This is a genomic window from Ferrimonas futtsuensis DSM 18154, from assembly GCF_000422645.1.
Lineage (GTDB): Bacteria > Pseudomonadota > Gammaproteobacteria > Enterobacterales > Shewanellaceae > Ferrimonas > Ferrimonas futtsuensis.
This window is the reverse complement of sequence record NZ_AUGL01000020.1, coordinates 1-25,697: the sequence shown is the minus strand read 5'-3', so window position 1 is coordinate 25,697 and position 25,697 is coordinate 1. Positions and strand designations below refer to the sequence as shown.

The 25,697-nt window shown below is 59.4% G+C and carries 28 protein-coding genes and 1 tRNA gene; 15 read left to right on the top strand and 14 right to left on the bottom strand.

Annotation, left to right across the window (positions count from 1 at the left end; all coding sequences use genetic code 11):
• Positions 1 to 58: 58 nt before the first annotated feature.
• Positions 59 to 1,363, bottom strand: coding sequence for an MATE family efflux transporter (locus G505_RS0113500; RefSeq protein ID WP_342662888.1), 1,305 nt, complete (start codon positions 1,361 to 1,363; stop codon positions 59 to 61).
• Between the two features lie 311 nt (positions 1,364 to 1,674).
• Between G505_RS0113500 and G505_RS0113495 the strand changes: the two genes are divergently transcribed.
• Entirely contained in the window at positions 1,675 to 1,965 is a 291-nt protein-coding gene (locus tag G505_RS0113495) for a co-chaperone GroES (RefSeq protein WP_028110039.1), read from the top strand.
• Positions 1,966 to 2,005: 40 nt separating this feature from the next.
• Positions 2,006 to 3,652 (top strand): chaperonin GroEL, encoded by a 1,647-nt coding sequence (groL, locus tag G505_RS0113490; RefSeq protein ID WP_028110038.1) that lies wholly within the window; start codon positions 2,006 to 2,008, stop codon positions 3,650 to 3,652.
• Between the two features lie 74 nt (positions 3,653 to 3,726).
• Here groL and G505_RS21555 read toward each other — a convergent pair whose 3' ends face one another.
• Both G505_RS21555 and G505_RS0113480 read right to left on the bottom strand, forming a co-directional pair.
• The gene (locus tag G505_RS21555) at positions 3,727 to 4,152 is read right to left on the bottom strand and encodes a PaaI family thioesterase (RefSeq protein ID WP_051216213.1); all 426 of its coding nucleotides are present in this window, start codon (positions 4,150 to 4,152) and stop codon (positions 3,727 to 3,729) included.
• 124 nt (positions 4,153 to 4,276) lie between these two features.
• Entirely contained in the window at positions 4,277 to 5,173 is an 897-nt protein-coding gene (locus G505_RS0113480) for a LysR family transcriptional regulator (protein WP_028110037.1), read from the bottom strand.
• Positions 5,174 to 5,280: 107 nt separating this feature from the next.
• Between G505_RS0113480 and G505_RS0113475 the strand changes: the two genes are divergently transcribed.
• The 3 genes from G505_RS0113475 (at position 5,281) to G505_RS0113465 (ending at position 7,880) form a co-directional block, all read left to right on the top strand.
• The gene (locus G505_RS0113475; protein WP_028110036.1) at positions 5,281 to 6,132 is read left to right on the top strand and encodes an SDR family oxidoreductase; all 852 of its coding nucleotides are present in this window, start codon (positions 5,281 to 5,283) and stop codon (positions 6,130 to 6,132) included.
• 274 nt (positions 6,133 to 6,406) lie between these two features.
• On the top strand, positions 6,407 to 6,946 hold the full coding sequence (locus G505_RS0113470) for a DUF3016 domain-containing protein (RefSeq protein ID WP_028110035.1): 540 nt from the start codon (positions 6,407 to 6,409) through the stop codon (positions 6,944 to 6,946).
• Between the two features lie 88 nt (positions 6,947 to 7,034).
• On the top strand, positions 7,035 to 7,880 hold the full coding sequence (locus G505_RS0113465) for a VOC family protein (protein WP_028110034.1): 846 nt from the start codon (positions 7,035 to 7,037) through the stop codon (positions 7,878 to 7,880).
• A 21-nt stretch (positions 7,881 to 7,901) separates the two neighbouring features.
• Here the strand turns inward: G505_RS0113465 and G505_RS0113460 are convergent, their stop codons facing one another.
• Positions 7,902 to 8,219, bottom strand: a complete 318-nt coding sequence (locus G505_RS0113460; RefSeq protein ID WP_028110033.1) for a hypothetical protein — start codon at positions 8,217 to 8,219, stop codon at positions 7,902 to 7,904.
• A gap of 165 nt (positions 8,220 to 8,384) precedes the next feature.
• Between G505_RS0113460 and G505_RS0113455 the strand changes: the two genes are divergently transcribed.
• Positions 8,385 to 9,218, top strand: a complete 834-nt coding sequence (locus G505_RS0113455) for a TraB/GumN family protein (RefSeq protein WP_028110032.1) — start codon at positions 8,385 to 8,387, stop codon at positions 9,216 to 9,218.
• Between the two features lie 8 nt (positions 9,219 to 9,226).
• Here the strand turns inward: G505_RS0113455 and G505_RS0113450 are convergent, their stop codons facing one another.
• Together G505_RS0113450 and epmB are read right to left on the bottom strand one after the other, a co-directional pair.
• Entirely contained in the window at positions 9,227 to 9,766 is a 540-nt protein-coding gene (locus G505_RS0113450; RefSeq protein WP_028110031.1) for a dienelactone hydrolase family protein, read from the bottom strand.
• A 38-nt stretch (positions 9,767 to 9,804) separates the two neighbouring features.
• Entirely contained in the window at positions 9,805 to 10,818 is a 1,014-nt protein-coding gene (gene epmB, locus G505_RS0113445) for an EF-P beta-lysylation protein EpmB (RefSeq protein ID WP_028110030.1), read from the bottom strand.
• Positions 10,819 to 10,859: 41 nt separating this feature from the next.
• On the opposite strand from epmB, the gene efp reads away from it, so the two are divergent.
• From efp to G505_RS0113415, 6 genes are all read left to right on the top strand, one after another.
• A complete protein-coding gene (gene efp, locus G505_RS0113440; protein WP_028110029.1) occupies positions 10,860 to 11,432 on the top strand; it encodes an elongation factor P in 573 nt (190 codons plus the stop codon).
• Positions 11,433 to 11,498: 66 nt separating this feature from the next.
• Positions 11,499 to 12,479 (top strand): elongation factor P--(R)-beta-lysine ligase, encoded by a 981-nt coding sequence (gene epmA, locus G505_RS0113435; protein WP_035385410.1) that lies wholly within the window; start codon positions 11,499 to 11,501, stop codon positions 12,477 to 12,479.
• Between the two features lie 159 nt (positions 12,480 to 12,638).
• Positions 12,639 to 12,875: a hypothetical protein gene (locus G505_RS23085; protein ID WP_169628221.1), complete on the top strand. Its 237-nt coding sequence runs from the start codon at positions 12,639 to 12,641 to the stop codon at positions 12,873 to 12,875.
• Positions 12,876 to 12,960: 85 nt separating this feature from the next.
• Positions 12,961 to 14,142 carry a porin gene (locus tag G505_RS0113425; protein WP_051216209.1) on the top strand — a complete coding sequence of 394 codons (1,182 nt, stop codon included), beginning with the start codon at positions 12,961 to 12,963 and terminating at the stop codon, positions 14,140 to 14,142.
• A gap of 7 nt (positions 14,143 to 14,149) precedes the next feature.
• Positions 14,150 to 15,037, top strand: coding sequence for a metal ABC transporter solute-binding protein, Zn/Mn family (locus G505_RS0113420; RefSeq protein WP_245568379.1), 888 nt, complete (start codon positions 14,150 to 14,152; stop codon positions 15,035 to 15,037).
• Positions 15,030 to 15,815: a metal ABC transporter permease gene (locus tag G505_RS0113415; protein ID WP_028110024.1), complete on the top strand. Its 786-nt coding sequence runs from the start codon at positions 15,030 to 15,032 to the stop codon at positions 15,813 to 15,815. Before G505_RS0113420 ends, G505_RS0113415 begins: the two co-directional genes overlap by 8 nt.
• 45 nt (positions 15,816 to 15,860) lie before the next feature.
• Here the strand turns inward: G505_RS0113415 and bfr are convergent, their stop codons facing one another.
• Positions 15,861 to 16,334, bottom strand: coding sequence for a bacterioferritin (bfr, locus tag G505_RS0113410; protein WP_028110023.1), 474 nt, complete (start codon positions 16,332 to 16,334; stop codon positions 15,861 to 15,863).
• An 89-nt stretch (positions 16,335 to 16,423) separates the two neighbouring features.
• Positions 16,424 to 16,615 carry a (2Fe-2S)-binding protein gene (locus G505_RS0113405; RefSeq protein ID WP_028110022.1) on the bottom strand — a complete coding sequence of 64 codons (192 nt, stop codon included), beginning with the start codon at positions 16,613 to 16,615 and terminating at the stop codon, positions 16,424 to 16,426.
• Between the two features lie 147 nt (positions 16,616 to 16,762).
• Between G505_RS0113405 and G505_RS23080 the strand changes: the two genes are divergently transcribed.
• The gene (locus G505_RS23080; protein ID WP_281169895.1) at positions 16,763 to 16,975 is read left to right on the top strand and encodes a DUF6494 family protein; all 213 of its coding nucleotides are present in this window, start codon (positions 16,763 to 16,765) and stop codon (positions 16,973 to 16,975) included.
• On the opposite strand, the gene G505_RS0113395 is transcribed toward G505_RS23080, so the two are convergent.
• The 6 genes from G505_RS0113395 to rsgA all read right to left on the bottom strand — a co-directional run bounded on the left by G505_RS0113395 (position 16,969) and on the right by rsgA (position 24,842).
• Positions 16,969 to 17,880 carry a D-2-hydroxyacid dehydrogenase gene (locus G505_RS0113395; protein WP_028110021.1) on the bottom strand — a complete coding sequence of 304 codons (912 nt, stop codon included), beginning with the start codon at positions 17,878 to 17,880 and terminating at the stop codon, positions 16,969 to 16,971. The two genes, G505_RS23080 and G505_RS0113395, sit on opposite strands and share 7 nt — an antisense overlap.
• Positions 17,877 to 18,599 carry a glycerophosphodiester phosphodiesterase gene (locus G505_RS0113390; protein WP_028110020.1) on the bottom strand — a complete coding sequence of 241 codons (723 nt, stop codon included), beginning with the start codon at positions 18,597 to 18,599 and terminating at the stop codon, positions 17,877 to 17,879. The genes G505_RS0113395 and G505_RS0113390 overlap by 4 nt, the downstream gene beginning before the upstream one ends.
• Positions 18,600 to 18,620: 21 nt before the next feature.
• Complete coding sequence (locus G505_RS0113385) at positions 18,621 to 21,797, bottom strand: mechanosensitive ion channel domain-containing protein (RefSeq protein WP_084643992.1); 3,177 nt, start codon at positions 21,795 to 21,797, stop codon at positions 18,621 to 18,623.
• 142 nt (positions 21,798 to 21,939) lie between these two features.
• Positions 21,940 to 22,830: a DMT family transporter gene (locus G505_RS0113380; RefSeq protein WP_028110018.1), complete on the bottom strand. Its 891-nt coding sequence runs from the start codon at positions 22,828 to 22,830 to the stop codon at positions 21,940 to 21,942.
• 83 nt (positions 22,831 to 22,913) lie between these two features.
• Positions 22,914 to 23,774, bottom strand: coding sequence for an archaetidylserine decarboxylase (gene asd, locus G505_RS0113375; protein WP_028110017.1), 861 nt, complete (start codon positions 23,772 to 23,774; stop codon positions 22,914 to 22,916).
• Positions 23,775 to 23,792: 18 nt separating this feature from the next.
• Entirely contained in the window at positions 23,793 to 24,842 is a 1,050-nt protein-coding gene (gene rsgA / locus G505_RS0113370) for a small ribosomal subunit biogenesis GTPase RsgA (protein WP_028110016.1), read from the bottom strand.
• 119 nt (positions 24,843 to 24,961) lie between these two features.
• Here rsgA and orn point away from each other — a divergent pair, with 119 nt between their 5' ends.
• A complete protein-coding gene (gene orn / locus G505_RS0113365; protein ID WP_028110015.1) occupies positions 24,962 to 25,507 on the top strand; it encodes an oligoribonuclease in 546 nt (181 codons plus the stop codon).
• 106 nt (positions 25,508 to 25,613) lie between these two features.
• Positions 25,614 to 25,689: transfer RNA gene (locus G505_RS0113360), tRNA-Gly, on the top strand.
• The last annotated feature ends 8 nt before the right edge of the window (positions 25,690 to 25,697 follow it).

Sequence of the window (25,697 nt, the reverse complement as noted above, 5' to 3'; positions counted from 1 at the left end):
GAGCCGCCCTTTGGGGCGGCTTTTTCTTTGTCTGGACCTTGCCTGAGACGGTATGAGCTCAATCCAGGGGCGAGCTGTGGGCCTCGGTGAGAGAGTCTGGCTCACACACCCGGGTGGCCAGGTGATAACAGGCGGCTCCCATCATCAGGTTGGCCATGGCGACGCCGATAAAGGCCCCCTTCACCCCAAAGGCCCAGGCACCCACCATGGTCATGGGAATTAGCATCAGAAACAATCTGACCGCATTCAGAGAGAGGGCGGTCATCGGCCTGTGGTAGGCGTTGAGGGCCAGGACAAACAGGATAACCACCCCCAGGGGGCCATAGGCCAGCGGCAGCACCTGCAGGTACCAGATGAGGTATCCCTGAACCGTCAGATCACTGCTGAATATCGCCGCAATTTCGCCCAGCCAGGGCCAGATAACCAGGTACAGGCCCAGTTGCAGCACGATCACGAAGCGGATGCTGCCCATCAGAGCCTCCTTGGCGCGCAGGTACTGCCCGGCACCCAGGTTCTGGGCGATGAAAGGCATCAGCGAGCCGCAGAGGGCGGTGACCCCCACCAGCATCAGGGCTTCGATTCGGGTGCCGGCCCCAAAGGCGGCCACCGCCTGGGTGTCGATTCGCGCCAGAATCGCCAGGATAACCCCGTTGGCCAGTGGGTTCAGCAGGTTGGAGATCGCCGCGGGGCGGGCGATGTGCAGCAACCGCTGCCAGTGCTCTACCAAGCGCTGACAGGGGGCGGCGATCAGCCGGTAGCGCCATCCCAGCATCCAGGCCGCGACGGCAAAGGTGATCAGCCAGGAGAGGACGGTGGCGATGGCCGCCCCCTGCATCTCCATGCGAGGGAAGGGGCCGATGCCAAAGATAAGCAGGGGATCGAGTACCGCGTTCACCAGGGCGGCCACGGCGGTCACTACCGCCGGAGTGCGGGTATTGCCGGTGGCGCGCAGCGCCTGGTTGCCTACCATGGGCAGTACCAGCAGGCCGATGCCCAGATACCATACCAGCATGTAGTCGCAGATCATCTCCAGCATCGCCGGTTCGGCCCCCATCAGGCTGAACAGTGGCCGGATGGTCAGGGCGCCCGCCAGGGCGATCACCACCACGATCAGCACCGCCAGCAGCAGGCCGTGGGTCAGGAAGCTCCGGGCCTGGGGCAGGTCCCCCTGTCCCAGCAGCCGTCCCATGTGGGCACTCATGCCTGCACCCATGCCCAGGGCGATGGAGGAGACCACCAGGGTCACCGGGAAGGTCATGGAGATCGCCGCCAGGGGCTCGGTGCCCAGGCGACTGATGAAGAAGGTGTCGGTCAGATGGTAGAACAGCAGGCTCAGTACACCCAGGAGGTTGGGTAGGCTCATACGCAGCAGAACTCTGCCTATGGGAGCGGTTAGAAGGCCGTGCTTATCATACATCCGGTAAGTCACATCTAGGTTGGGGACGGAATCGTCGGGAGGGCATGGTACCAGCGGCTTGGGGGCCAGCGCAAAGAGGGAGAGGCAAAATCCGGGCCTCTGTGGCATCTTTTTTTACCGGGGTCTGAGCAAAAAAATTTTGACTTCACCCTTGTGTTTTCAACCATCGACCCCATATTGAAAATCATCTGGCGGCGCAGGCCGCACATATTATTGAAGATTTGGTTTTAGACGGAACCTTTTAGGAGACATCAGAGATGAAGATTCGTCCATTGCATGACCGGGTAATCGTTAAGCGTACCGAGGTTGAGTCCAAGTCCGCAGGCGGCATCGTACTGACCGGCAGTGCAGCGGAAAAGTCCACCCGAGGCCAAGTTATGGCCGTGGGTAATGGTCGCATCCTGGACAGTGGTGAAGTGAAGCCCCTGGATGTGAAGGTAGGCGACGTTGTTATCTTCAACGAAGGCTATGGCGTTAAGACTGAGAAAGTGGACGGCGAAGAGGTCCTGATCATGTCCGAGGCCGACATTCTGGCCATCGTAGAATAAGTCACTCTGTAGATTCTGAATTTCAAAGGGAAAGCGCAACATGGCTGCTAAAGACGTAAAGTTTGGTAACGACGCCCGCGTAAAAATGCTGGCTGGTGTAAATGTTCTGGCTGACGCCGTTAAGGTGACTCTGGGTCCTAAGGGCCGCAACGTGGTTCTGGATAAGTCCTTCGGCGCCCCCACCATCACCAAAGATGGTGTATCCGTGGCCAAGGAGATCGAACTGGAAGACAAGTTCGAGAACATGGGCGCCCAGATGGTGAAGGAAGTGGCTTCCAAGGCCAACGACGCTGCCGGTGACGGCACCACCACCGCCACCGTGCTGGCTCAGTCCATCGTCAACGAAGGCCTGAAAGCGGTGGCCGCCGGCATGAACCCCATGGATCTGAAGCGCGGCATCGACAAAGCCGTTGTCGCGGCCGTTGAGCAACTGAAAGATCTGGCCGTTGAGTGTAAGGATTCCAAGTCCATCGCTCAGGTAGGCACCATCTCCGCCAACTCAGACACCGCCATCGGTGAGATCATCGCCACCGCCATGGAGAAAGTGGGCCAGGAAGGCGTGATCACCGTGGAAGAGGGCCAGGCTCTGGAGAACGAACTGGACGTGGTTGAAGGCATGCAGTTCGACCGTGGCTACCTGTCTCCCTACTTCATCAACAACGCCGAAGCGGGCTCCGTTGAACTGGACTCCCCCTTCATCCTGCTGGTGGACAAGAAGATCTCCAACATCCGTGAGCTTCTGCCTATCCTGGAAGGCCTGACCAAGGCGGGCAAGCCTCTGCTGATCATCGCCGAAGACGTTGAGGGCGAAGCCCTGGCGACTCTGGTGGTGAACAACATGCGTGGCATCGTGAAAGTGGCTGCCGTGAAGGCCCCTGGTTTCGGTGACCGACGCAAGGCGATGCTGCAGGATATCGCCATCCTGACCGGCGGTACCGTGATCTCCGAAGAGATCGGTCTGGAGCTGGAAAAGGCGACTCTGGAAGATCTGGGCAGCGCCAAGCGCGTGGTGATCTCCAAGGACAACACCACCATCATCGATGGCGTTGGTGCCGAGGAGCAGATTCAGGGCCGTGTTGCTCAGATCAAGCAGCAGATCGAAGAGTCCACCTCCGACTACGATAAAGAGAAGCTGCAGGAGCGCATGGCCAAGCTGGCTGGCGGTGTTGCAGTGATCAAGGTTGGCGCTGCCACCGAAGTTGAGATGAAAGAGAAGAAGGCCCGCGTGGAAGATGCTCTGCACGCCACTCGCGCCGCCGTGGAAGAGGGTGTGGTTGCCGGTGGTGGAACTGCCCTGGTTCGCGTTGCCGCCAAGCTCACCGAGCTGACAGGCGACAACGAAGAGCAGAACGTCGGTATCCGCCTGGCCCTGCGTGCCATGGAGTCCCCTCTGCGTCAGATCGCCTACAACGCCGGAGAAGAGTCCTCCGTTGTGGCCAACAACGTCAAGGGCGGTGAAGGTAACTACGGTTACAACGCCGGTAACGACACCTACGGTGACATGCTGGAGATGGGCATCCTGGATCCCACCAAGGTAACCCGTTCTGCCCTGCAGTTCGCCGCTTCCGTGGCCGGTCTGATGATCACCACCGAAGCGATGGTGACCGACCTGCCTAAGGATGACGCTGCCGCTGCCCCTGACATGGGCGGCATGGGCGGCATGGGTGGCATGGGCGGCATGATGTAATCTGCCCGGTCTACCGACCTCCATTGAAAAACGGACGCCAAGGCGTCCGTTTTTTTGTGCTTGGCTTTGGCGAGTTAACCTTCGGCATACCCCCTGGCGTCCGCCAGAGGGAATTTGCCCCTGACAAAGATGCCGTTGCCCCGGCCTAACTCCCTGCCTTCGCTGTCGTAGACCACGGACTCGGCAATAAACTGGGTTTTGTTGCGATTGACCACCTTGCCCACCGCTCGCATCTTGCCGTCGGCAACGGGCCGGGTCAGATAGGTGGTGAAGGAGGTGGTCAGCACAAAGAACTCCGGCTCCAGGGAGTTGGCGGCGAAGAAGGCGGCGTCGTCCAGCCTCTTGAAATAGACAGAGCCGTGCACTCCGCCAGCGGAGTGGTGGTATTGCTCAGACAGCTCGATCTCTATGAGGGCGCTGGCCTCGGAGACCTCCATGGTTGGCCGATAGAGGGCATTGATGGGGCGGCAGCGTACATGCTGATGGCTTGAGGTGCTCATGATATGGGGTTCTCCCTAAAAGACACCGATCGCTCTGCCTATGAGCGATTCGCAAGGGTCGTCACTGGCCCTTGTCTGCAACATAGCGCCGTGAGGATGCGCAGACAATCGACCCAGCCCGGCTCTAGCCGAACAACTTCGCCTCCAGCAGATAATCTATCAGGCAGCGTACTCTCTGGGGGACCTGACGTCTGAAGGGGTAGATAAGGGTGAAGATCAGCCGTTCACTGCTGATCTCCGGCATTAGCTGTACCAGCCTGCCTTCGGCCAACTCCTGTTGGACGGTCACCGGCAGCAGGCAGCCTATCCCCAGCCCGTCGGACATCATCTGCTGCATCATCAGGGGGGAGCTGGTGCGAAAGAAGTTTGGGGGGCGGACGGTAAGGCTGTTGCCCTGATAAATCAGATGCTGCGCTCCATCCGATCCGGATTGAAACAGGGTGATCCAGCGATGATCCTCAAGGTCGGTGACCCTGGAAGGGGTGCCATGTTGTTCGAGGTATTTTGGACTGGCGTAGAGTGAAAAGGCCTCTTCATGCAATACCCTGGCTACCAGAGAGCCATCTTTGGGGAGGCCGATGCGGATTCCCACATCGATCTGCTCGGCGATGAGATCAAGGGGATCATCACTGAGGATCAGATCCAGTTGGATCTGCGGATAGCGTTGGCAAAACCCCTCCAGCACCGGCGCCAGGTGTTTGACTCCGACATCGTGGGTGACGGTCAGGGCCACCCGGCCACTGGGGACGGCGGGCTGGCCTATGGCTTCCACCTCGTTCAATACTTCCGGCAGGGTCCGGGCCAGCTGATAGATGCGATCCCCTTCCGGGGTGACCGCCAGCTGTCGCGTTGAACGTTGAATCAGCCTGACGCCAAGGGCGGCCTCCAGTCCTGCAACCTGTTCACTGACCCGGGAGCGACTGGTATTCAGTTTGCGAGCGGCTGCGGCGAAGCTGCCACTCTCCACCACCAGAGAGAAGATCGCCAACGGCTTCAGTTGGGAAAAGTTTATTGTACTCAAAACCGGTGCGCTCCATTCGGAAAGGGTCGTCTAGTGGGGACAATCATTATTGCCGATACTGGCGCCCATATCGACATCACCGACTCAACTTCCCCTAGGAGAACCCTATGATCGCCATTACCGGAGCCAACGGCCAACTGGGCCGCCTCGTGATTCAATCCCTGCTGCAGCGGGTGCCTGCAGATCACCTCATCGCCCTGGTGCGCACGCCGGAGAAGGCCGTGGATCTGCATGATCTGGGCATCGATGTACGCGAAGCGGACTACAACCGCCCTGAGACTCTGGCACCGGCTCTGGCGGGTGCAGATAAACTGTTGTTGATCTCCGGCAGCGAAGTGGGCCAGCGGGTGCCTCAGCACAAGGCGGTGATCGAGGCGGCCAGGGAAGCGGGGGTCAAGCTGCTGGCCTACACCAGCATTCTTAAGGCCGACCGCTCGCCACTGGTATTGGCTGGCGAGCACAAGGTGACCGAGCAGATGATTGCCGAGTCGGGCATTCCGGCGGTGATGCTGCGTAACGGTTGGTATACGGAGAACTACAGCGCCCAGGCGTCAGGATTGTTGGAGATGGGTATGGTGGCCGGGGCGGCCGCGGAAGGCAAATTGGCGACGGCATCGAGAGCGGATTACGCCGAGGCGGCGGCGGTGGTGCTGACCTCCAGCGAGAGTCAGGCTGGCAAGGTGTACGAACTGGCGGGCAGCAGCGCCTTTACCCTGGCAGAGTTCGCCGGGGAGCTGGCCAGGCAAAGTGGTCGAGAGGTGAGGTTTACCCCCATGTCCCAGGAGGAGTTTACTGGTGTATTGGTGGGAGCGGGCCTGCCTGAAGGCTTTGCCGGGGCTCTGGCCGATGCCGAAGCGCACGCCGCCAATGGCTGGCTGTTTGATGACGGCGGTGACCTGGAGCGCCTGATTGGGCGTCCCAGCGTGTCGATGCCCGCCTCTCTGAAGCTGGCCGGATAAGGCATGGTGTCGTGCAGAGAGTCGCTCTGTGGAGCGGCTCTCTGTTTCCTCCTGATGCTCCATATTCCGGACAAAGTGTGCTGGCGTCGGCCAGAAGATCTTCTCAATGATTAAGTTGGATACACCAGTCTATTGAAGGTTAGCTTAAAATGGTCAATTAGACTGGCTTTGTGATCTGGATCTCAATTATTTGAGTGTTTTCATTGAATCTTTTTTGCTCACACCCCTCTAAATCAGTGAATGTACCAGTTTGATTCTGAACGAGGGGAGCAGTATGAGAGCTTTTGCCTGGCTGATGTTATTGGTGATGAGTCCATGGGCAGCTGCGCAATCCGATGCGCAGGAGTGGCCAACACAAGACGGTCCGGTGACCGTGATCTGGCAGAGTCCTGACGATTACCGAGATGTCCGAGCCAATGCAGGGCGTCAGGACAGGTTTGAAAACCATGTGTTTGCCACATTGGGTAAGGAGTTTCAGAAGTCTTTGAAACCCCTACTGAATGAGGGTGAAAAATTGGTTATCACCGTGATGGATCTGGACCTGGCCGGGGACGTTCGCCCCTCCTTCGGCGCGGCAGCCCATGACATCCGTATCGTCAAGAGCGTCTATCCTCCGATGATTGAGTTCAGCTGGAGCCTGCAGGATGCCAGCGGCAAACAGTTGGATGGCGACAAGGTGAAGATCAAGGATCTCAACTTTGAGCGGGGATCCACTCGGGCCAGCCATTCCAGTGACTCATTGCGTTATGAAACCGCCATGATCGAGAACTGGGCCAAGCGGGATCTGCCTCAGCCCCTGGCCGCTCGTCGCTAAACTGATTGACTGCTGATAAGGCCGGAGTCCCGCAGACTCCGGCTTTTTTGTTGTATAAAGAAAGGGGTGGATACTGAGGGGGCAGCAGATGAAGATTGCGGAGCATCGGCTCAGGGTCTCAAACCTGAAACGCAGCATGACGTTCTATCACAACCTGCTGGGCATGGAACTGGTCTCTCTGGAATCAGATGGCGGGGGGCAGTGTGTCACCCTGAGCTACGGCCCAGAGCAGGCTTCTCTGGTGTTGCTGGAGGATAAAGTGCCTCTGGCCGTGGCGATTCAGCCCAACCCTGCCGAGGGTTATTGGAAATTCTCGCTGGCGGTCGACTCGGTTCCGGGGGCGGTGCGGGCACTGCGCCGCATGGGGGTGGCCACAGGGGACCCTTTCGAGGTGCCACAAGTGGCGACTCTGTGTCATTTCACCGACCCGGATGGGTATTGCATCGAGCTGGTCCAGAGAACCTTGGGCGCGGGCGACCAGCTTCAAGGGGAGCCAGGGTTTGAGCGCTTTGCGCCATCGATGCTGTTGTCGACGGTCAGAATTAAGGAGCCCGGGCTGTCTCTGGCCTTCTATCAACAGGCCATGGGGATGCGACTGCTGTCACGACAGCCAGTGCCTGAACGCAACATGACCCTGTATTTCCTCGGGTATGATGATGCGGCTTTGCCCGAACCGGAGCTGGAGGCAGTCGCCAACCGGGAGTGGCTTTGGCAACGTCCCTACACCCTGTTGGAGCTGCAACACATTCAGGGGACAGAGTCCCTGCCGGGATTCAGATACCACAATGGACCGGAGCGAGGGTTTGTTGGACTCGGAGTGACCGGCCTGGCCCCCAAAGAGCTGAAGTCGGAGCTGGCTCAGTGGGGCGTACGCTGGGAGAGTGGCGACCGCTGGACAGACCCGGACGGGTTCGCCTGGTCTCTTATGTCATAGGGGGCTGGCGGTTGTAAGCGCTCACTTACCTGCGGCTTTCATCGATTCGCGAAACTGCGTCAATGTGGAGAGCAGCAGCTCCAGTTTCTGTACCAGAGAAGGCAGTTTCTCGGCGCTGGGTGCCGCTTCAAACTGATCGAACTCACCGACAACCTCCTCCAGATAGGGCATAAAGCGGTTGGCTTTGGTGGTAAAACCCTGGCCTTCCGGAAAGACAGATTCAAATTTCCCATGCCCATCCTGACGCAGCTGCTCGAGCATGGCATCGGCATCAACCACTTGACGGTAGGCTTGCTGAAAGGTGGCTTTAAACTGGGCGATCACCTGGTTGTAGGACATAGACTCCAAATCCTTGCTCTGAAAAGTTAGTATCGGCGAGGGTGTGTTGATGGGGGCCGTTAGCCTGGCTCAAGCCACCCGCAAAGGCCCACACGCCTCAGAACCCTATTATCCGGTTTCATCTGATGAAGAAAAGCCGTTTTAGCCCCTAGTCTTGGAGAGATCATGCGACTGTTGTTATCCCTGCTGCTGTTTACCGCCCTGGCTTACGCGGCCCCAGATGACAAGCCCCCTTTCTTCCACGTGCAGGGAGGTGAGGGGCAAGCCTGGTTGCTGGGCTCGGTGCATGTGGGCCAGAGAGATTTTTATCCCTTTGCCGAGCAGATCGAGCAGGCCTTCATCGCCTCCACGGTACTGGCCCTTGAAGCGGATACCCAGGATCCGGAGATCGCCCGGCAGATTCAGCCCTTTCTCTACGCCAAGTCCCCCCTCCCGGACAGCCTCTCCCGCCAGCTGGCGGCCTACTGCGGCGAGAGGGGTATGCAGTGCGATCCCAACCTGGCTCCCTGGATCCTGAGCTCACAGCTGCTGATGGCGGAGATGGCGCGTGCGGGTTATCAGTCTGCCCAGGGCGTCGAGGCCTATTTCAGCGAGCGGCGGGGGCAAAGACCCCTGTGGGAGCTGGAGGGGATGCTGTTGCAGATGCGGGTGTTCGATGGTTTGTCCGATGCCACTCAGCAGGCGATGCTGGAGGGGGCGATGGAGCCCATGGACGTCGGGCCGCTGCTGAATGCGTGGCGCAGTGGCGATCACGACCTGCTGGCAAAGCTCACCTTCGAGGACATCGCCGAGGAGCCTGAGGCTTGGGAGGCGTTGATGGTGAAACGCAATCTGGGGATGAGAGACACCCTGATCTCCTGGCTTGGGGATGCCAAGGGGCCCATTTTTGTGGTGGTCGGCGCCGGTCACCTGGTGGGCGATGAGAGCGTGGTTGCTCTGCTCAGAGAGCGGGGACTCAAGGTAACCGACTGCTGGCAGAGCAACTGCCCTGCCAACTAATCGTCAACTCAGATCTTTTGCTGGATCCAGGCCCAGGCTTGGTCTGCCTGGCTGGCGTCGTAGGCGGGTGATCTGGGGTTGATAAAGCCGTGGGGTGCCTCTGTCAGCTGAATGCTGGCGGGCCACTGGGCCTGGGTCAGTTTTTCGCTGTCCCTATCTTGCTGGCACAACAGCAGGTGGGTTTCCACTGGCAGGGGGCCGTCCAACTCAGGCAGCTCACTGCCGTAGACCAGGATCGTTTTATTGACCTGGGGGAAGCTGCGGCGGCTCAGCAGGGTGGCGATGGCATTGGCCCCGGCGGAAAAGCCCAGCAGGGTCACCGGCTCATCGTGGGCGTCCAGCCAGGCCTCCAGCTTGTCCACGTAGCCGGGCTTGCTGCAGCGGCACAGGAAGTAATCGTAGGCTTGTTGCTGATCGTTAAAGGCAAAAGGCTGACCCGCATAGGGATCGAGCAGCTGACACTCCCCGGCGTGTTGGCTGAGGCTCTCTATCTGGCCCTTCATACTGGCGTGCTGGCCCCAGATGTCGGTGACCCAAAGCAGTGACATAGTTGGTTCTCCTTCCAAATCTGGCGGAATTGTACCCCTCAGGCCAAGTTCAGATCCACCGGGGTCTTGCTGCTGCGCCCGCCAACCTCTCTCACCAGCCGGGGCACCAGAAACCCGGGCAGGGCTTCGAGCAGTTGGGACATCAGTTCCCGGGCCCGGGATTCCGGCAGATCGAAATGGGCCGCACCCTGAACCTTGTCGAGCAGGTGCAGGTAGTAGGGCAGTACGCCGGCGTCGAACAATGCCTCGCTGAGCTGACCCAGGACGTTGGCGCAGTCGTTGACGCCCTGGAGCAGCACCGACTGGTTCAGCAGGGTTACTCCCGAGTGGCTGAGTGCCAGCAGCTTTTCTCGCAGCTCAGGGGTGATCTCATTGGGATGGTTGATGTGCAGTACCAACACCGCCTTGAGACGGGTGCCGGTGAGCAGTTGCCCCAGCTCGGCGGTCAGTCTGGCTGGCAGCACCACAGGCAATCTGGTGTGGATTCTCAGCCGGGTCAGGTGAGGCAGAGCCTCCAGCCGTCCAAACAGCCTCTGCAGGTGGGCGTCTTTGGCCATCAGGGGATCGCCGCCGGACAGAATCACCTCGTTGAGTTGGGTGTCTGATGCCAGGTAGTCGATTGCCTGCTCCATCGCCGACCCGCTCAGTTGGTTCTCCCCATAGGGGAAATGGCGCCGGAAACAGTAGCGGCAGTTCACGGCGCAGCCGCCCTTGAGCATCAGCAGGGCCCGGCTGCGATATTTGTGCAGTATGCCGGGCAGCGCGGAGGCCTGCTCCTCCAGCGGGTCGGGACTGTACCCGGCTACTTGCTCAAACTCTCTCGCTGCGGGGAGCACCTGCAGCAGCAGCGGATCTCTGGGATTGCCCTTTTCCATGGCGGCCACGAAGGGGCGGGGAACCCGCATGGGAAACAGAGCGCGAGCCGCGATCTCTTCGGTGAAGCTTTCGGGGTCGAGATCCAGGGCTTCGAGCAGCAGTTTGGGATCTGTATAGGCTTGTGCCAACTCCTGTTGCCAGCAGTCGTGCAAATTCAGGGAATTTCGGGTTATCATTTACCGTTAGACGTCAAAACGACCTGTTGGAAGAGAAAATAATGGCTTCTTACTCAACGAACGAATTTCGCTCCGGCCTAAAGATAATGCTGGATGGCGAGCCGTGCAACATCATTGAGAACGAGTTTGTAAAGCCTGGCAAAGGCCAGGCCTTTAACCGCGTAAAAATCCGCAAATTGCTCACAGGCAAGGTGCTGGAGAAAACCTTTAAGTCCGGCGAATCCGTGGAAGCGGCGGATGTGATGGATCATGACCTGGCTTACCTGTACAACGACGGTGAGTTCTGGCACTTCATGAACAACGACACCTTCGAGCAGATCGCGGCCGATGCCAAGGCTGTGGGTGACGCCGAGAAGTGGCTGGTGGAGCAGGATGTCTGCACCATCACCGTGTGGAACGACAACCCCATCGTGGTGACTCCGCCCAACTTCGTGACCCTGGAAGTGACCGAGACCGATCCTGGCCTGAAGGGCGACACCCAGGGCACCGGCGGCAAGCCTGCCACCCTGTCCACTGGCGCCGTGGTTCGCGTACCCCTGTTCATCCAGATCGGTGAGATGGTGAAAGTGGATACCCGCACCGGTGAATACGTCGAGCGTGTTCGCACTAAGTAATCGCAGCGGACGCTTGTGAGATAAACAGTGGGCCAAGGCCCACTGTTTTTGTTTATGGAGACCCCAATGGCGACCTCAAGCCAAGATTGGCAACCCACGGCACCCCTGGCTAACCTCAGGCAGCGAGCCCAACTGATGGCCGGCATTCGCCACTTCTTCGCTCAGCGCGACGTGATGGAGGTGGATACCCCCGCCCTCTCCCGGGCGGCGACGACCGATCTGCACCTGCACAGCTTCGACACCCGTTTCGTGGGGCCGGGTGCCGCCGAAGGGGTGCCTCTCTACCTGATGACCTCACCAGAGTTTCATATGAAGCGACTGCTGTGCGCCGGCAGTGGTGCCATCTATCAGCTTTGCAAGAGCTTCCGCAACGAGGAGGCGGGACGGCATCACAACCCGGAATTCACCATGCTTGAGTGGTACCGGCCAGGTTTCGATCACCACCAGTTGATGGATGAGATGGCGGAGCTGTTGCAGATGGTGCTGAACTGCGCCGAGCCTGAGCGGTTGAGTTACCAACAGGTGTTCATCCAGGTGACCGGGGTGGATCCTCTTGCTCGAGATCTGACAGTCCTCAAGAGCTGCTGCCGGGAGCATGGCCTGGGGGACATCGCCGAGATCGAAGACGATCTGGATACCCTGCTGCAACTGCTGTTTTCCATGGTGGTGGAACCGGTGATCGGTCAGGATCGCCCCTGTTTTGTTTTCGACTTCCCCGCCAGTCAGGCGGCCTTGGCCCGCATCAGCCCCACGGATCACAGGGTCGCGGAACGCTTCGAGGTCTATTTCAAAGGCATTGAGCTGGCCAATGGCTTCCATGAACTCAGTGATGCCGAGGAACAGTTGCGTCGTTTTGAGGCGGATAATGGCAAGCGTCTTCAGGCAGGGCTGCCTGAGAGACCGATAGATCATCGCCTGATTCAGGCGCTTGCTTCGGGCCTGCCCGACTGCGCCGGGGTGGCTTTGGGGGTGGACCGCCTGGTCATGCTGGCCCAGGGGGAGAGTCATATCGATGGGGTGATCGCGTTCCCGGTTTCCAGAGCGTGAACCGACCCAGGATAATTTTTTCTTACGCTTTCGATTGCGGTTGACTCCCTGTCGCTGACTTGTGGGTGTCATCGTTAGCGGCTACCATGGCCTCAATTCAGTCAAATTCAAAACTGCATGAGCTACAGGACCCTTCTGACAAAGTTGATGGTGCTCTGGGTGCTGGTCCTGTCACTGGCGGCCCCGGCTCATGCTGTTTATCACTTTGATGTTCACCAGGATCTGGTTCAATGTGCCTGGTGTTTCCACGGGGATCATCAGTCCAAGGCACTGACTCCCTCTCTGCCCCTGGCGTTTCAGCCGTCGGTTCAGCCGCAACCCCTTGCTGTCGATACGTGCCAGCCTCAGGTTGGGCCGCAGCGGCGTTGCGTCATTCGCGGCCCTCCTTTGTCCTAAGTCGTTATACCCAAAATATATGTTTATTTTTCCGTCATGTCCTATGGAGGGCGTGACCCTATGCGACTCTTAGGAACAAACAACAATGAAACTGAATGCTGTTACCGCAGGCCTGGTTCTGGCCTGCGCATCTGCCTCCGTCTTTGCTGCCAACAACCCCGCCATCAGCGTCGTGCTGGATGGCTACTATCAGGACGGCGACCGCGCCCTGGGCGGCCGTGAAGATGGTCTGGGCCTGGGTGAAACCGAGCTGGCCATCAGTGGCGCCATCGACGACCAGTTCTACGGCAAACTGACTACCGTGCTGGAAACCCACGACGGTGACACCGAAGTGGAGCTGGAGGAAGCCTTCATCCAGACCCTGGGTCTGCCGGGGGGACTCTCCATCCGTGGTGGTCGCTTCCTGTCAGATCTGGGTTACCTGAACAGCCAGCACCTTCACGCCGACTCCTTCGTTGAGCGTCCAGCCATCTATCGCGCCTTCCTGGGCGGTCATTACTTCGATGACGGTCTGCGCCTGAACTGGGTTGCCCCCACCGAGACCTACTGGGTACTGGGCGCGGAAGGGTTCTCCGGCGACAGCCTGCAGGCGGAGGGTATCGAAGAGTCTGACCTGGAAAGCGTTGGGGTCTACCACCTGTACACCAAGCTGGGTGGCGACTGGGGCACCGACCACAGCTGGCAGCTGGGCTTCTCCTGGCTGCGCAATGAAAATGGTCAGGGTCACAATGAGGAGCATGAAGAGGAGGAACATGAGGAGCACGCCGACGAGGCTGACGCCCATGCCGGCCACAGCCACAGTGCTTCCCTGACCGGCCGTGACCTCTACAGCCTGGATGCCGTGTATAAGTGGGCACCCAACGGTAACTACAAGAACAACTTCCTGACTCTGTCTGCAGAATATATGCTGATGGACAAGCCTTTTGAAGAGTCCGGCGGGGAAGAGAATCTGCCTGCCGATTACAAGGGCTGGTATGTCTCCGGTGTGTATCAGTTCACCCCCAACTGGTCTGCCGGTGTGCGCTATGGCGAGCTGACCGCTTCCATGGGCCATGAGGAGGAGCATGATGGCGAGCATCACCTGCACTTTGAAGAGGGTAAGCTGAAGGAGACCGAGGTGATGGTCGCCTGGCACAACAGCCATTTCTCCACCGTTCGCCTGCAGTACACCCACCAGGACGATGGGCTGTTTGGCTCTCAAGATGACCAGATCCTGACTCTGCAATTTGTTATGGCATTAGGAGCTCACGGTGCGCATCAGTTCTAAATGGACCTTGCCCGTGCTGGCGGCGCTGTTTGCAGCGCCCCAAGCCTGGGCGCTCAGTATCTTCACCTGCGAGCCTGAGTATGCCGCCCTGGTTAAGGAGCTGGCGCCTCAGGCCAGGGTTTCCAGTGCCACAACGGCTCTGCAGGACCCTCACCATGTGCAGGCCAGGCCCAGCCTGATCTCCAAGCTGCGCCGCGCCGATCTGGCGATCTGTGCCGGCGCCGAACTGGAGGTGGGCTGGTTGCCCATGCTGCAGATGAAGGCCAATAATCCTAAGGTTCGTGATGGCCAGTCAGGCATGCTCTACGCTGCCGATCATGTGGATGCCTTGGGTAAGTTGGATAAGGTGGACCGTTCCATGGGCGATGTTCACGCCGGAGGTAACCCCCACTTCCACTTCTCCCCTGAGCGGGTGCAGTCCATTGCGAAAGCGGTGACTGCCAAGCTGGTGGAGCTGGACCCGGCGCATCAGAGTGACTACCAGGCCAACCTGGCCGATTTCAGCCAGCGCTGGTCAGAGGCGACTGCGCGTTGGGAGACTCTTGCTGCTCCGCTCAAGGGCAAGAAGGTGATCGCTTACCACTCCAGTTTTCAGTACCTGTTTGACTGGCTGGGCATCGATCAGGCCGGTGATCTCGAGCCCAAGCCCGGTTTGCCCCCCACCACAGGGCATCTGGCGCAGCTGCTGAAACTGACCGAGTCGACCCCCATTATCGCGGTGATCTACACCGGCTATCAGGATGGCCGTGGCGCCCAGTGGCTGGGCCAGCGAGCCAGGCTTCCTGTGCTGCAGCTGCCTTTTGGTCCGGGGGGCGAGGAGGCGGACGATCTGTTCCAGCTGTATGACACCAACATCCGGATGCTGTTGGAAACTCTGGAGAATAAAGATGTTTGATCTCACCATGTTCAGCATTTTGTTGCCGGCCCTGGCGGCGGGCACCCTGGTGCTGGCTAGCCATGTGGTGATGGGGCGGCAGGTGCTGGCCCGGGGGATCATCTTTATCGACCTGGCGATCGCCCAGATCGCCGCATTGGGGGCGGTATTCGCGTCCACGCATCATGAGCTGGCGCACCTGGCTGGCTCCGGATTGTGGATGCCTCTGCTGTTTGCCCTGCTTGGCGCAGGCTTGATTGCCCTGTTGGAGAAGCATGCCAAAGCGGAGCTGGAGGCGATGATTGGTTGTCTCTATGTGCTGTCTGCGGTGGCCGCCATGCTGCTGCTGGCCAAGGATCCCCATGGTGGCGAGCTGCTGAAACAGCTGCTGTCCGGGCAGATCCTCTGGACCGACTGGCCCGCTCTCAAGCTGCCCGGTCTGTGTACCGCTCTGGTTCTGCTGCTGCTGCTGTGGCGTCCGGCCCTGCTCAATGGCCGTGCCTTCTATCCCCTGTTTGCCCTGATGATCACCTTTTCGGTGCAGTTGGTGGGGGTTTATCTGGTGTTCTCCAGCCTGATCCTGCCAGCACTGGCGGTGAACCGGTTGAAGGGCACCAAGGCCTTGGTCCTGGGGTATGGCGCAGGCCTGACCGGTTATCTGACGGGGTTGTGGGCTTCGGCCACCTGGGATCTGCCCTCTGGGGCCACCATAGTCTGTACCCTGGCGGTGGTATGTGCCCTGGTGAGGCTCACTTTGGCGCGAGGCGGCGAGTTGCCTCAGGCGCAACACAGTGCCTAGAAACAGCAAGAGCGGCTCAGGCCGCTCTTTCTTTGTGGGGAACTGCTATTCGTCGATGTTCTGGGTTTGCAGATAGTTTTGGATCCCCATCTTGTCGATCAGCTCCAGCTGGGTCTCCAGCCAGTCCACATGTTCCTCTTCATCCTCGAGGATGTCGTCCAGCAGTTCGCCGCTGACATAATCGCGCACCGATTTGCAGTAGGCGATCGCTTCCTTCAGATCTCCGATGGCATCCATCTCCAGGGCCAGATCGCACTCCAGCATCTCTTTGGTGTTCTCGCCGATGCGCAGTTTCCCCAGGCTCTGGAGATTGGGCAGCCCTTCGAGGAACAGAATCCGCTCGATCAGCTTGTCGGCGTGCTTCATCTCATCGATTGACTCGTCGTACTCTTTATCGGCGATCCGCTTCAGGCCCCAGTCCTTGTACATACGGGCATGAAGGAAGTACTGATTGATGGCGATGAGTTCGTTGAACAGCACCTTATTCAGGTGGGTGATCACTTTCGGGTCAGCTTTCATCGTTGTGCTCTTTTAGTGGGGACAACGATTAAGCATAGAAGCGCTCCAGCCCCTGTCAAAAAGGCCGGAGGAGAGGGGGTTGGGTTGTGTCAGGCCACTTCGTAGTAGCGTGGCTGGGCGTCTGTCTGGGCCTGAATCACTTCCAGAGTTGCCTGGATGCATCGTCCACACTCACTACCCACACCCAATTTCTGCTTGAGTGACTTCACGTCGGTAGCACCGTCGTCCACCGCTTGGCGGACCTGCTTCTCGGTAACGGCGTGACAGATGCATACGTACATGGTGACAACCCTTCTATTGAACTGGGCTCATAATAAATGCGAACGATTATCATGTCCAATTACTTTTGGCTGTTAAATCGGCAATAGTTAGGTTTTGTTGTTATAAAAATATGTGAAGCAGATCTTTTATAGTGAGAGGTGCTGAAAATGAGTGTGGATAAAGAATTGCTAAATCAGTCAATTAGACGGTTTCTAAAAGAAGTGGGAATCAAGTCACACCAGACCCTGGAGCACAGTATTCTGGAGCAGGCAGATAAGTTGTCGAACACGGTTGCCGTTAAGGTCACCATGACCCTGGAGGTGGATTCCCTGGAGCTGGAACAGCGGGTGGAGGGGCTGCTCTCGCTCAGGGATCAGTAACCTCTGGTCCAGTCAAAGAGATGCCCAAGAGTCTCACCCCGCTGAAACCGGGCGAGGTTGTCGCAGAACTGTTGCCATATCTGCTCGGGAAAGCTGGTGGCGGCCACGTGAGGGGTCAGGGTAATGCCCGGGTGGTACCAGAAAGGGTGTTCCGGGGGCAATGGTTCGTGCTGAAAGACGTCCAGCACCGCATGGCCCAGCGCGCCCCTGTTCAAGGCGCTCAGCAGGGCTTCCTCGTCTATCAGGCTGCCTCGACCGACATTGATCAGTATCGCCCCTCTGGGCAGAGCCGCCAGGGCTGACTCATCCAACAGACCCCGGGTATCCGGCGTGTCAGGAAGTACGCCAACCACCACCTGAGCCTGGCCGAGTGCCCGAGGGAGGAGGGACACCGGATAGACCTGATCGAAATGGGAACAGGCTGAGCCACTGCGGCTGACGCCCACTGTGTTCATACCAAAGGCTTTGGCGATTCTGGCCACCTCCTGGCCGATGTCGCCGGTACCCAGTATCAGCAGGGTTTGACCGCGAAGGCTGGTGTAGCCGAAGGGCTTCCACTCATTGTGCTGCTGCTGCGCCCTCAATCGGGGAAGATCCCGGTACAGGCTCAGCAGCTGCCCGAACACGTATTCCGCCATCAATGGGCCGAAGATCCCCTTGATGTGGGTCAGCGGGTAGCCGCTTGGAAGGGTCGGAGCCAGCAACGGATTGACGCCGGCAAAGGTGCTGGCCAGCCAGCGAGGAGGCGGGCAGTGCTTCAGGGCCAGGGCCGCCTGCTCCGGGTCTGCCAACCAGATCTCCGCCTTGGTGGGATCCGTTTCCAGAGTCAGATCAGGCAGGGAAGTCTGCGCCATCAGTTGCAGATAGGTGTTGTTGTTCGAGGTCAACAGGGCCAGGGTGGTCATTGCCAGGCTTCCCCAGGGCCCCGGCGGTCATTGCCGAGAATGCCTCTGGCCTTGTCCGGCAGGTTGGAGAAGACGCCATCCACACCCTGGTGTTGCAGCTCTATCATGTCTTCTGCCTCATCCACCGTGTACACATACACCTTCAGCCCCCTGGCCTTGGCGTCGGCAATGAACTCAGGTTCGGCGAAATTCACGTCCATGTGCACGGAAAATGCCTCTAACTCCTGGGCAAACCGGGCGTAATTTAGGGGGCAGCTGGTGGTGAGGGCACCGATTTTCACCCAAGGCAGGGCAGCCTTCATCCTGGCGAGTTGTGGGTGGTTGAAGGAGGAGACCAGGAACTGATTGCCCTGGTAGCCCAGCTCGGTGATGGCTCGCTCCAGCAGAGGCGCCAGCAGTTCTCCGGTTCCCCGTCCTTTGAGCTCTATGTTGATATCGCAGCGGCCGGCCACCAGGGTCAGCACCTGCCACAGAGTGGGCACACGCTCACCATTGCCTGCGTCCAGGCTGGCCAGGTGCGCCAGAGTTGACTGATGCACCAGGCCATGACCGTCGGTGTGTCGCTGCAGCCAGCGATCGTGGATTACCACCAGGTCCTGCTCCACCCGATGCACATCCAGTTCGATGGCACAGGCCCCCAGCTCCAGGGCTTTTTCCATGGCCGCCAGGGTATTCTCTGGAGCCAGTCCGCTGGCGCCCCGGTGCGCGATGACAATCATGGGCCCATCCTCTTCTCTGGGTTATCTAATCAGGCCTGAGGCCCCTTCCGGTGGCTCGCCCCGGTTTTTCAGCTGAATTTCCATCTGAGGATAAGCCATCTCCACCTTGGACTCACGGAACTTCTTGATGATCAACTGGTGCAGGCGGTGGCGCAGGGGCCAGCGTTTGCCCATCTCATCGGTGTAGACCCGTATCTCATAATCCTGGGTATGGGTGCCGAAACCGGCGAAGTAGATCTCGGGTTCTGGTTGCGCCAGGGCATGAGGGGTCTCTTTCACAGCCTGGTGCAGCAGGGCTTCCACCAGGGCGGGATCACTGTCACGGGCAACGCCCACCTTGATGGTGACCCGGGTGATGGCGTCGGACAGAGACCAGTTGATCAACTGCTCGGTGATAAAGGCCTTGTTGGGCACGATGATCTCTTTGCAGTCCCAATCCACGATGGTGGTGGCCCGGGTCTGAATCTTGGAGACGTTCCCGGTGAGATCCCGGATGGTGACGGTGTCGCCGATGCGAATCGGTTTCTCAAACAGGATGATCAGGCCAGAGATGAAGTTGGCGAAAATCTCCTGCAAGCCGAAACCCAGGCCTACCGACAGGGCGGCCACCAGCCACTGCAGCTTGCTCCAGGCCATTCCCAGGGTGGAGAAGGCTGCGATGGTGCCCACAAGCACCACCAGGTATCGGCTTACGGTGGTGATGGCAAAGCCGGTGCCCGGCGTCAGTTCAAGCCGCTGCAGCAGTACCAGTTCCAGCATACCGGGCAGGTTGCGGGCGGTCATCAGGGTGAACCCCAGGATCAAGCCACCGGCCAGAATGGATTTGAGGGTGATGGGCACCACCTGCTCGATGCCCCCGACGACTTCGTTGCTGGTCCAGAGCACGATGCCGTCCAAGGAGCTGAACATGGCGGGGTGAGTCTGGTTCCAGACCCCCAGCAGGGTCAGGATAAAGGCCAGGATCATCAGGGATCGCACCAGGCCCAGGGATTGGGTTGAGATGGTGTCCAGATCGATCTGGGGTTCATCCAGAGGTTCCAGAGGTTCGCCTCCGGGATCGCTGCGCTCCTTCTCCCGCTGGGCCAGCACCTCGGCTCGTCTCGCTTTGGCCCGCTCGAAGGCGAGGCGACGCCTCTGGATCAGCATCCAGCGTTTGACCATCAGGTGCGCCAGCATAAAGCCGATGGCCAGAAGCACGGTGAGCTGCACCTGAGTCAGTACTGAGAAGGCGGTGTAGTAGTAGCCCTGCAGGGTCAGCACGAAGGCAACCAGGGGAAGAATCACCAGGGCCAGCCACACCAGTCGCTCCAGCAGGTGCTGGTTGGGGCGGCTGCGAGTGTGGTGGACGTGGTACTGATCCACCAGCTTGATAAAACGCCAGTATCCGTGGCCCAACAGCAGGCACAGCCCGAGGAAGGCGGCGCGTCCCAGGCTGTCGCTGAGCAGGGGAACCTGGCACTCCTGACAGAAACGGATCAGTACCAGCAGAGGGGCGGAGCTGAGCAGCAGGCGGCGGAAAAACTGGATGTTCTGGCGAATCAGGGGCGGATGGCGGCGAAAATGGGCGATAAAGAGGCCATCGTCGCGGCTCAGCTGGAACACCAGCCAGTAGAGGGCGATCAGCAACACCCCGGCCATCAGCCCTGAGCCCAAGGCATGGACAAAGGGCATCTGCACCTGGGCTTGAAGCTTCCAGGCTGCTGCCAGAAGCGGGACGGGGATGATGGCGGAGTAGCCGATGGCCGCCAGCAGCGCCTTGAATGAGTCGTTGAAGCGGTCGTGAGTTACGTTGCCCACGTAGCGCGCCTGGTGCGCACGAAGTCGGGCATAGGGTTGGCGCAGCAGATCCTGCATCACCACAGCCAACACCGCCAGCACCAGCCACAGGGACCACCAGGCGGCGTGTTGATTGACGGCGACGTGCAGCTCCTGCCAGCGGTCGGTGGAGACCAGCCAGGTGATGCTGCCCACCACCTGGGTGAACCAGTGCGTATCCAGGGGCTGGGCATTGGGCAGCCAGAACAGTCGTTCGCCGATAAGCTGCAGCAGTCGCTCGTCCAGCTGGGTGACCTGATGATGAAGCTGGTTGAGGCGGGACAGCTCCACAACCTGCTGTTCCAGGGCTTCCAGGATCTGGGTGAGCAGGGTCTGTTGACTCTGCCACAGGGGAACCCTGGGATCGTCGCCATTTGTGCGACCCAGTCGGTACTCCAGCTCCGCCTGGCGCTGCTCCAGGTCGAACTTCTGGACCCGGGAGCGACTGATCTCCCGGTCCAGCAGAGGCAGTTGCTGGCGTCGTTCCAGCTGCCTGAGCTGCTTGAGCAGGCTGCTGCCGAAGGTGGCGTCCGGGGTCATCCACTGAAACTGGTCGCGCACCTGATTCAGGCGCTGCTGCTGTTTACTGTGCATCTGCTCCAGTTGCTGCTGCTGCGCCACCAGGGATTCCGTGGTCTGATTGACCGACGCCAGTTGCCGGGCGAGGGTGGCGTTCTCCCTGGCCAGGGCGGTCAGGGCAGGATCACTGAGGTACTCCTGTCCGGCAAGGTCGCTCAGTGCTTGCTCACTCTGACGGCGACGCTGCTCGTTGGCCCGCTGATTGAGCTGCTCAATCAATTGCTCCTGGGCCAGAATCTGGGTGGTGACTAACTGCTGCCTTAGCTGGGTCAGCTTCAGCTCCTTGGGACGAGCCTGCTCCTCCAGGAACAGGGTCTGGAGCCACTGAGTCAAGTAGGCTTGTCGTTCAGGCAGGGCGGCGCTGTCCTGCTCGGCCAGGCGCTTCTGTTCCTGGGCCAGAGCAAGCTCTTTGGTGATCTCATCACGACGCTCTCTGAGCCAGTCTATGCGCTCCCCGAGGCTGTCAAAACTGCTTTTGAGTTCTCCCAGCATGTTGTGGGCCAGGGAAAGCTGCTGGGGCAGAGGCAGGCCAGCGTCCACCATCGCCTGCTGGGGGTGTTGCAGTTGGGAGAGAATCTGCTGCTGCTGGACAGGGTAATCCGCCAGTTGCTGCTGATACTCATCGGCCCGTCGACGCTCGGAGTCGGAGGCTTTTTGCCACTGGGCCGGGGTCAGGGAGCCCGCTTGGGTCTGGCCGCCGGAGAGCTGTTTTTCGAGAGAAAAGGGGCCGGACACCGCCATCGGGGCAGTGATCAGGGTGAGGCAGAGTAAAAGGGTGCGCCACATGGGTATTTTTCGGGTCATCTGAGGCAGTTAGGGCTGGATCAAATGGTAGCGGAGATCGGGTGTCGAGCACTAGGGCAGGATGTGCATTTGTGGCTAATTTTGCGCGTCCCGTAATAGGGAAGCCCAGGGATCTGAGCCGGGGGATGTCCACAGTAAGGGGTTAGCGGGTCTTTTTCCCTTGGGCACGGCTTTGCTGATGGGTCTCGAACAGGGCGGCGCACACCACAAGAACACCTCCGGCCAGGGTGCGGGCATCCGGCCACTGAGCCAGCACCAACGCCGCCAGGCTGACGCCATAGAGAGGCTGGAGACAGCCGACCAGACTGACGGTCTTGGCCGCCAGGTGCCTGAGAGACTGGGACATCAGGGCGTGGGGCAGGGCGGTAAACACGACGGCAAGAAGAAGCAGCAGACCCAGACCTGAGCTATCCAGCTCGGTCGGCGGCCGGGTGCAGAAGGGCAGCAGCATCAGGGCAGCAACTCCGGTCTGGTAGGCCATGGTGGTGGGGCCATCGTAGCCACTGAACCAGCGCTTCTGAATCAGGTTGCGGGCAGTAAACAGGGCCGCAGAGATGATGCCAAGAGCCACGCCCTGAGTCAGGTTGTCGGACAGTGACGGGGATGGAACCAGCAGGGCGATGCCGGCGAGCACCACCATGGCGCTGATCAGATCGGCGGCCTTAGGCAGCTGCTTCTTGGACAGGGGTTCGGCAATCACCGTCATCACCGGGTAGGTGAAGAAGGAGATCATGCCGATGGCGACGCTGGAGGCCTGCATGGAGGCGAAGTAGGTCACCCAGTGCAGACCGACGATGACCCCCAGCAGGGTGATGACGCCATAGTCGCGGTAGCGCATCAGCTTCAGGTGGCCGCGACGGTATAGCACCAGGGAGCCCAAAACCAGGGAGGCGATGGCGGCTCGATACGCGGTGATCTCTGTGGCCGGCAGGGGAATCAGGGCGGAGAACAGTGCGGTACCGCCAAACAGCAGTATCGACAGGTGCAGCTGCAGCAGCGGCGACATCAGGGCGGATTGACCCTTGGAGTTCATGGAAGCGCCCTTTCTTGGTGGGGGAAAGCCACTCACGGGAGGGGGGCCAGAAGCCTACCCCACCCATGAGTCTGGTGCCGGAGTCAGTCCAGCTTGGCCATGGGCTTGCCCAGGCGGGTGGCGGCGCCGGCGTGGAAGTCGTCGTCGAACTCCTCCAGCATCCCCTTTCCGAACAGGGCAATGATGGTGCTGCCCAGCTTGAAACGTCCCAGCTCTGCCCCTTTCTCCAGGAAGATGGCATTCTCACCGTCCCCAGGGTAGTCCCAGCTGAAGACCGAGGGGCCGGTTGGGGGCGTGATGGTGCCGGCCCAGACGGTCTCGATGCTGGCCACAATGGTGGCCCCCACCAGGATCATCGCCATGGGCCCCTTGTCGGTATCAAAGATACACACCACGCGCTCGTTGCGGGCGAACAGGCCGGGCACATTTTCTGTGGTCAGCGGATTCACCGAGAACAGGTCCCCTGGTACGTAGATCATCTTGCGCAGGGTACCGGCCATGGGCATATGGATGCGATGGTAATCGGTGGGGGAGAGGTACACGGTAGCAAACTCACCGTCGGTGAATTTTGCTTCATCCTCTTTGGTCCCGGCCAACAGGGTGTGCAGGCTGTACTCATGCCCCTTGGCCTGAAACAGTCGCCCATCCTTGATGGGACCCAACTGACTGACTTTCCCGTCGACTGGCTGTACCACCAGGTCGTCACCTTCGGCAATGGGGCGCACGCCGGGGCGCAGAGGCCGGGTAAAGAAATCATTGAAGGTCTTGTAGGAGCGAGGATCGCTGTGCAGCGCTTCCTCCATGTTGACCTTGTATTGTTTGATGAACCACTTGATGAAAGCTGTGGTCAGCGGGCCCGCCTGAGAGGCGGCGAAGCTGCCCACCAGGCGCGACAGGGCGTGCTTGGGCAGGATGTATTGCAGGTTCACTTTGAGTTTGTCCAGAGACACGGTTCTTCCTTTCTATTTCCTGTCCATGGGATCGCTGCTCTGGCGAGTGGGTCGATCTGTGGCCATGGTTTCTAAAATTCTGTGGTAGTTATCAAAACGTTGTTGGCTGATTTTTCCCTGTTCTACGGCTTCTTGCAAGGCGCAGCCCGGATCATCCATGTGTTTGCAGTCACGGAAGCGGCAACTGCCCATCCATTCCCGAAACTCTTTGAAGCCCCAGGTGACCCGTTCCGTCTCTAGGTGCCACAGGGCAAACTCCCGGACTCCGGGAGAGTCGATGAGGTCGCCTCCCTCAGGGAAGTGGATCAGCTTGGCGGTGGTGGTGGTGTGCTGCCCCAGCCCGGAGACCTCGGAGACCGCTCCCACGTCCAGTTCTGTATCGGGCATCAGCGCATTGATCAGGGAGGACTTGCCGACACCGGACTGGCCCACGAAGATGCTGACCTTGTCTTTCAGCCATTGGCGCAGTTCTTCAACGCCTTCGCCGGTATGGCTGCTGAGCAGGAAGATGGGGTAACCGATCTCCCGGTAGGGTGCCAGTATCTCATCCACCAGCTGGCGGCCTTCATCGTCCAGCAGATCGATTTTGTTGAGCACCAGCACCGGAGGAATGCCGGTGTCCTCTGACGCCACCAGATAGCGGTCGATGATCTGGCTGGACAGTTCGGGCAGGACCGAAGAGACGATGAAGATCTGGTCAATGTTGGCCGCCACCACCTTTACCCCATCATAGTAGTCGGGTCGGGTCAGGGCGCTGCGCCTGGGGTGAACCGCTTCGACGATGCCACTGATCCCATGCAGGTGCTCTTTACCCAGGCGAAACTCCACCTCGTCGCCGGTGACCAGGCTGTCGATGGTGCGACGCAGGTTGCAGCGATGGACGTTGCCGTCCGGGGCTTCGATGTCGGCATGCTGGCCGTAGCGGCTGATGACCCGTCCCAACTCCTGGGTGCCCAGTTGATCACTGTCCCATTCGGGTTCCTGACGTTTCAGTCGCTTTTGCTGATTCGCTCTGACTCGGCGAATCTGTCCTTTGGTCAGTCTCTTTTTGCCTTTGCTCACGCGTGATTTAACTCTGTCTCAGGCCGCGGGCCGTTGTAGGGACCGTGGCAGGGGGAGAAGTAAAAGGGTTATCATACTACTTAATGCATCAAAAATACTGGATTTGAGGGAAATCACCCATGGCAGCGGACCCAAGCAACCTGATCTGGATCGATCTTGAGATGACCGGGCTGGACCCAGAGCAGCACTGCATCATCGAGATTGCCACCATAGTCACCGACGCCCAGCTCAATGTGTTGGCGGAGGGGCCGGTGTTGGCCATTCATCAGAGTGACGCCGAATTGGCAAAAATGGATGAGTGGTGCACCCGCACCCATGGTGAGAGCGGTCTGACCCAGAGAGTAAAGGAGAGCGCCATCAGCGCTGCCGAAGCGGAGCGTCAAACCATCGAGTTTCTTAAACAGTGGGTGCCAGAGGGAGCCTCTCCCATCTGCGGCAACAGCGTGGGCCAGGACAGACGCTTCCTTTATCGTTACATGCCTGCTCTGGAGCGCTACTTCCACTATCGCTACCTGGATGTGAGTACGGTGAAGGAGCTGACTCGCCGCTGGAAGCCTGAAATACTTGGTGGTTTTAAGAAACAAGGCACTCATCTGGCTCTGGATGATATCCGTGAATCCATCGCCGAGTTGGCCTACTACAGGGGCGAAGTTTTTAAAATTTGACCACTTAAATCAAATTTGGCGGCTGGGGGTTGCAGAGGCTCTATTTTCGCTTATAATGCGCCCTCGCTTCCTGAGACAACTCGGGAATAGCGCAAAAGAAAATTATGCGGCACTAGCTCAGCTGGTAGAGCGCAACCTTGCCAAGGTTGAGGTCACGAGTTCGAACCTCGTGTGCCGCTCCAATTTTCTC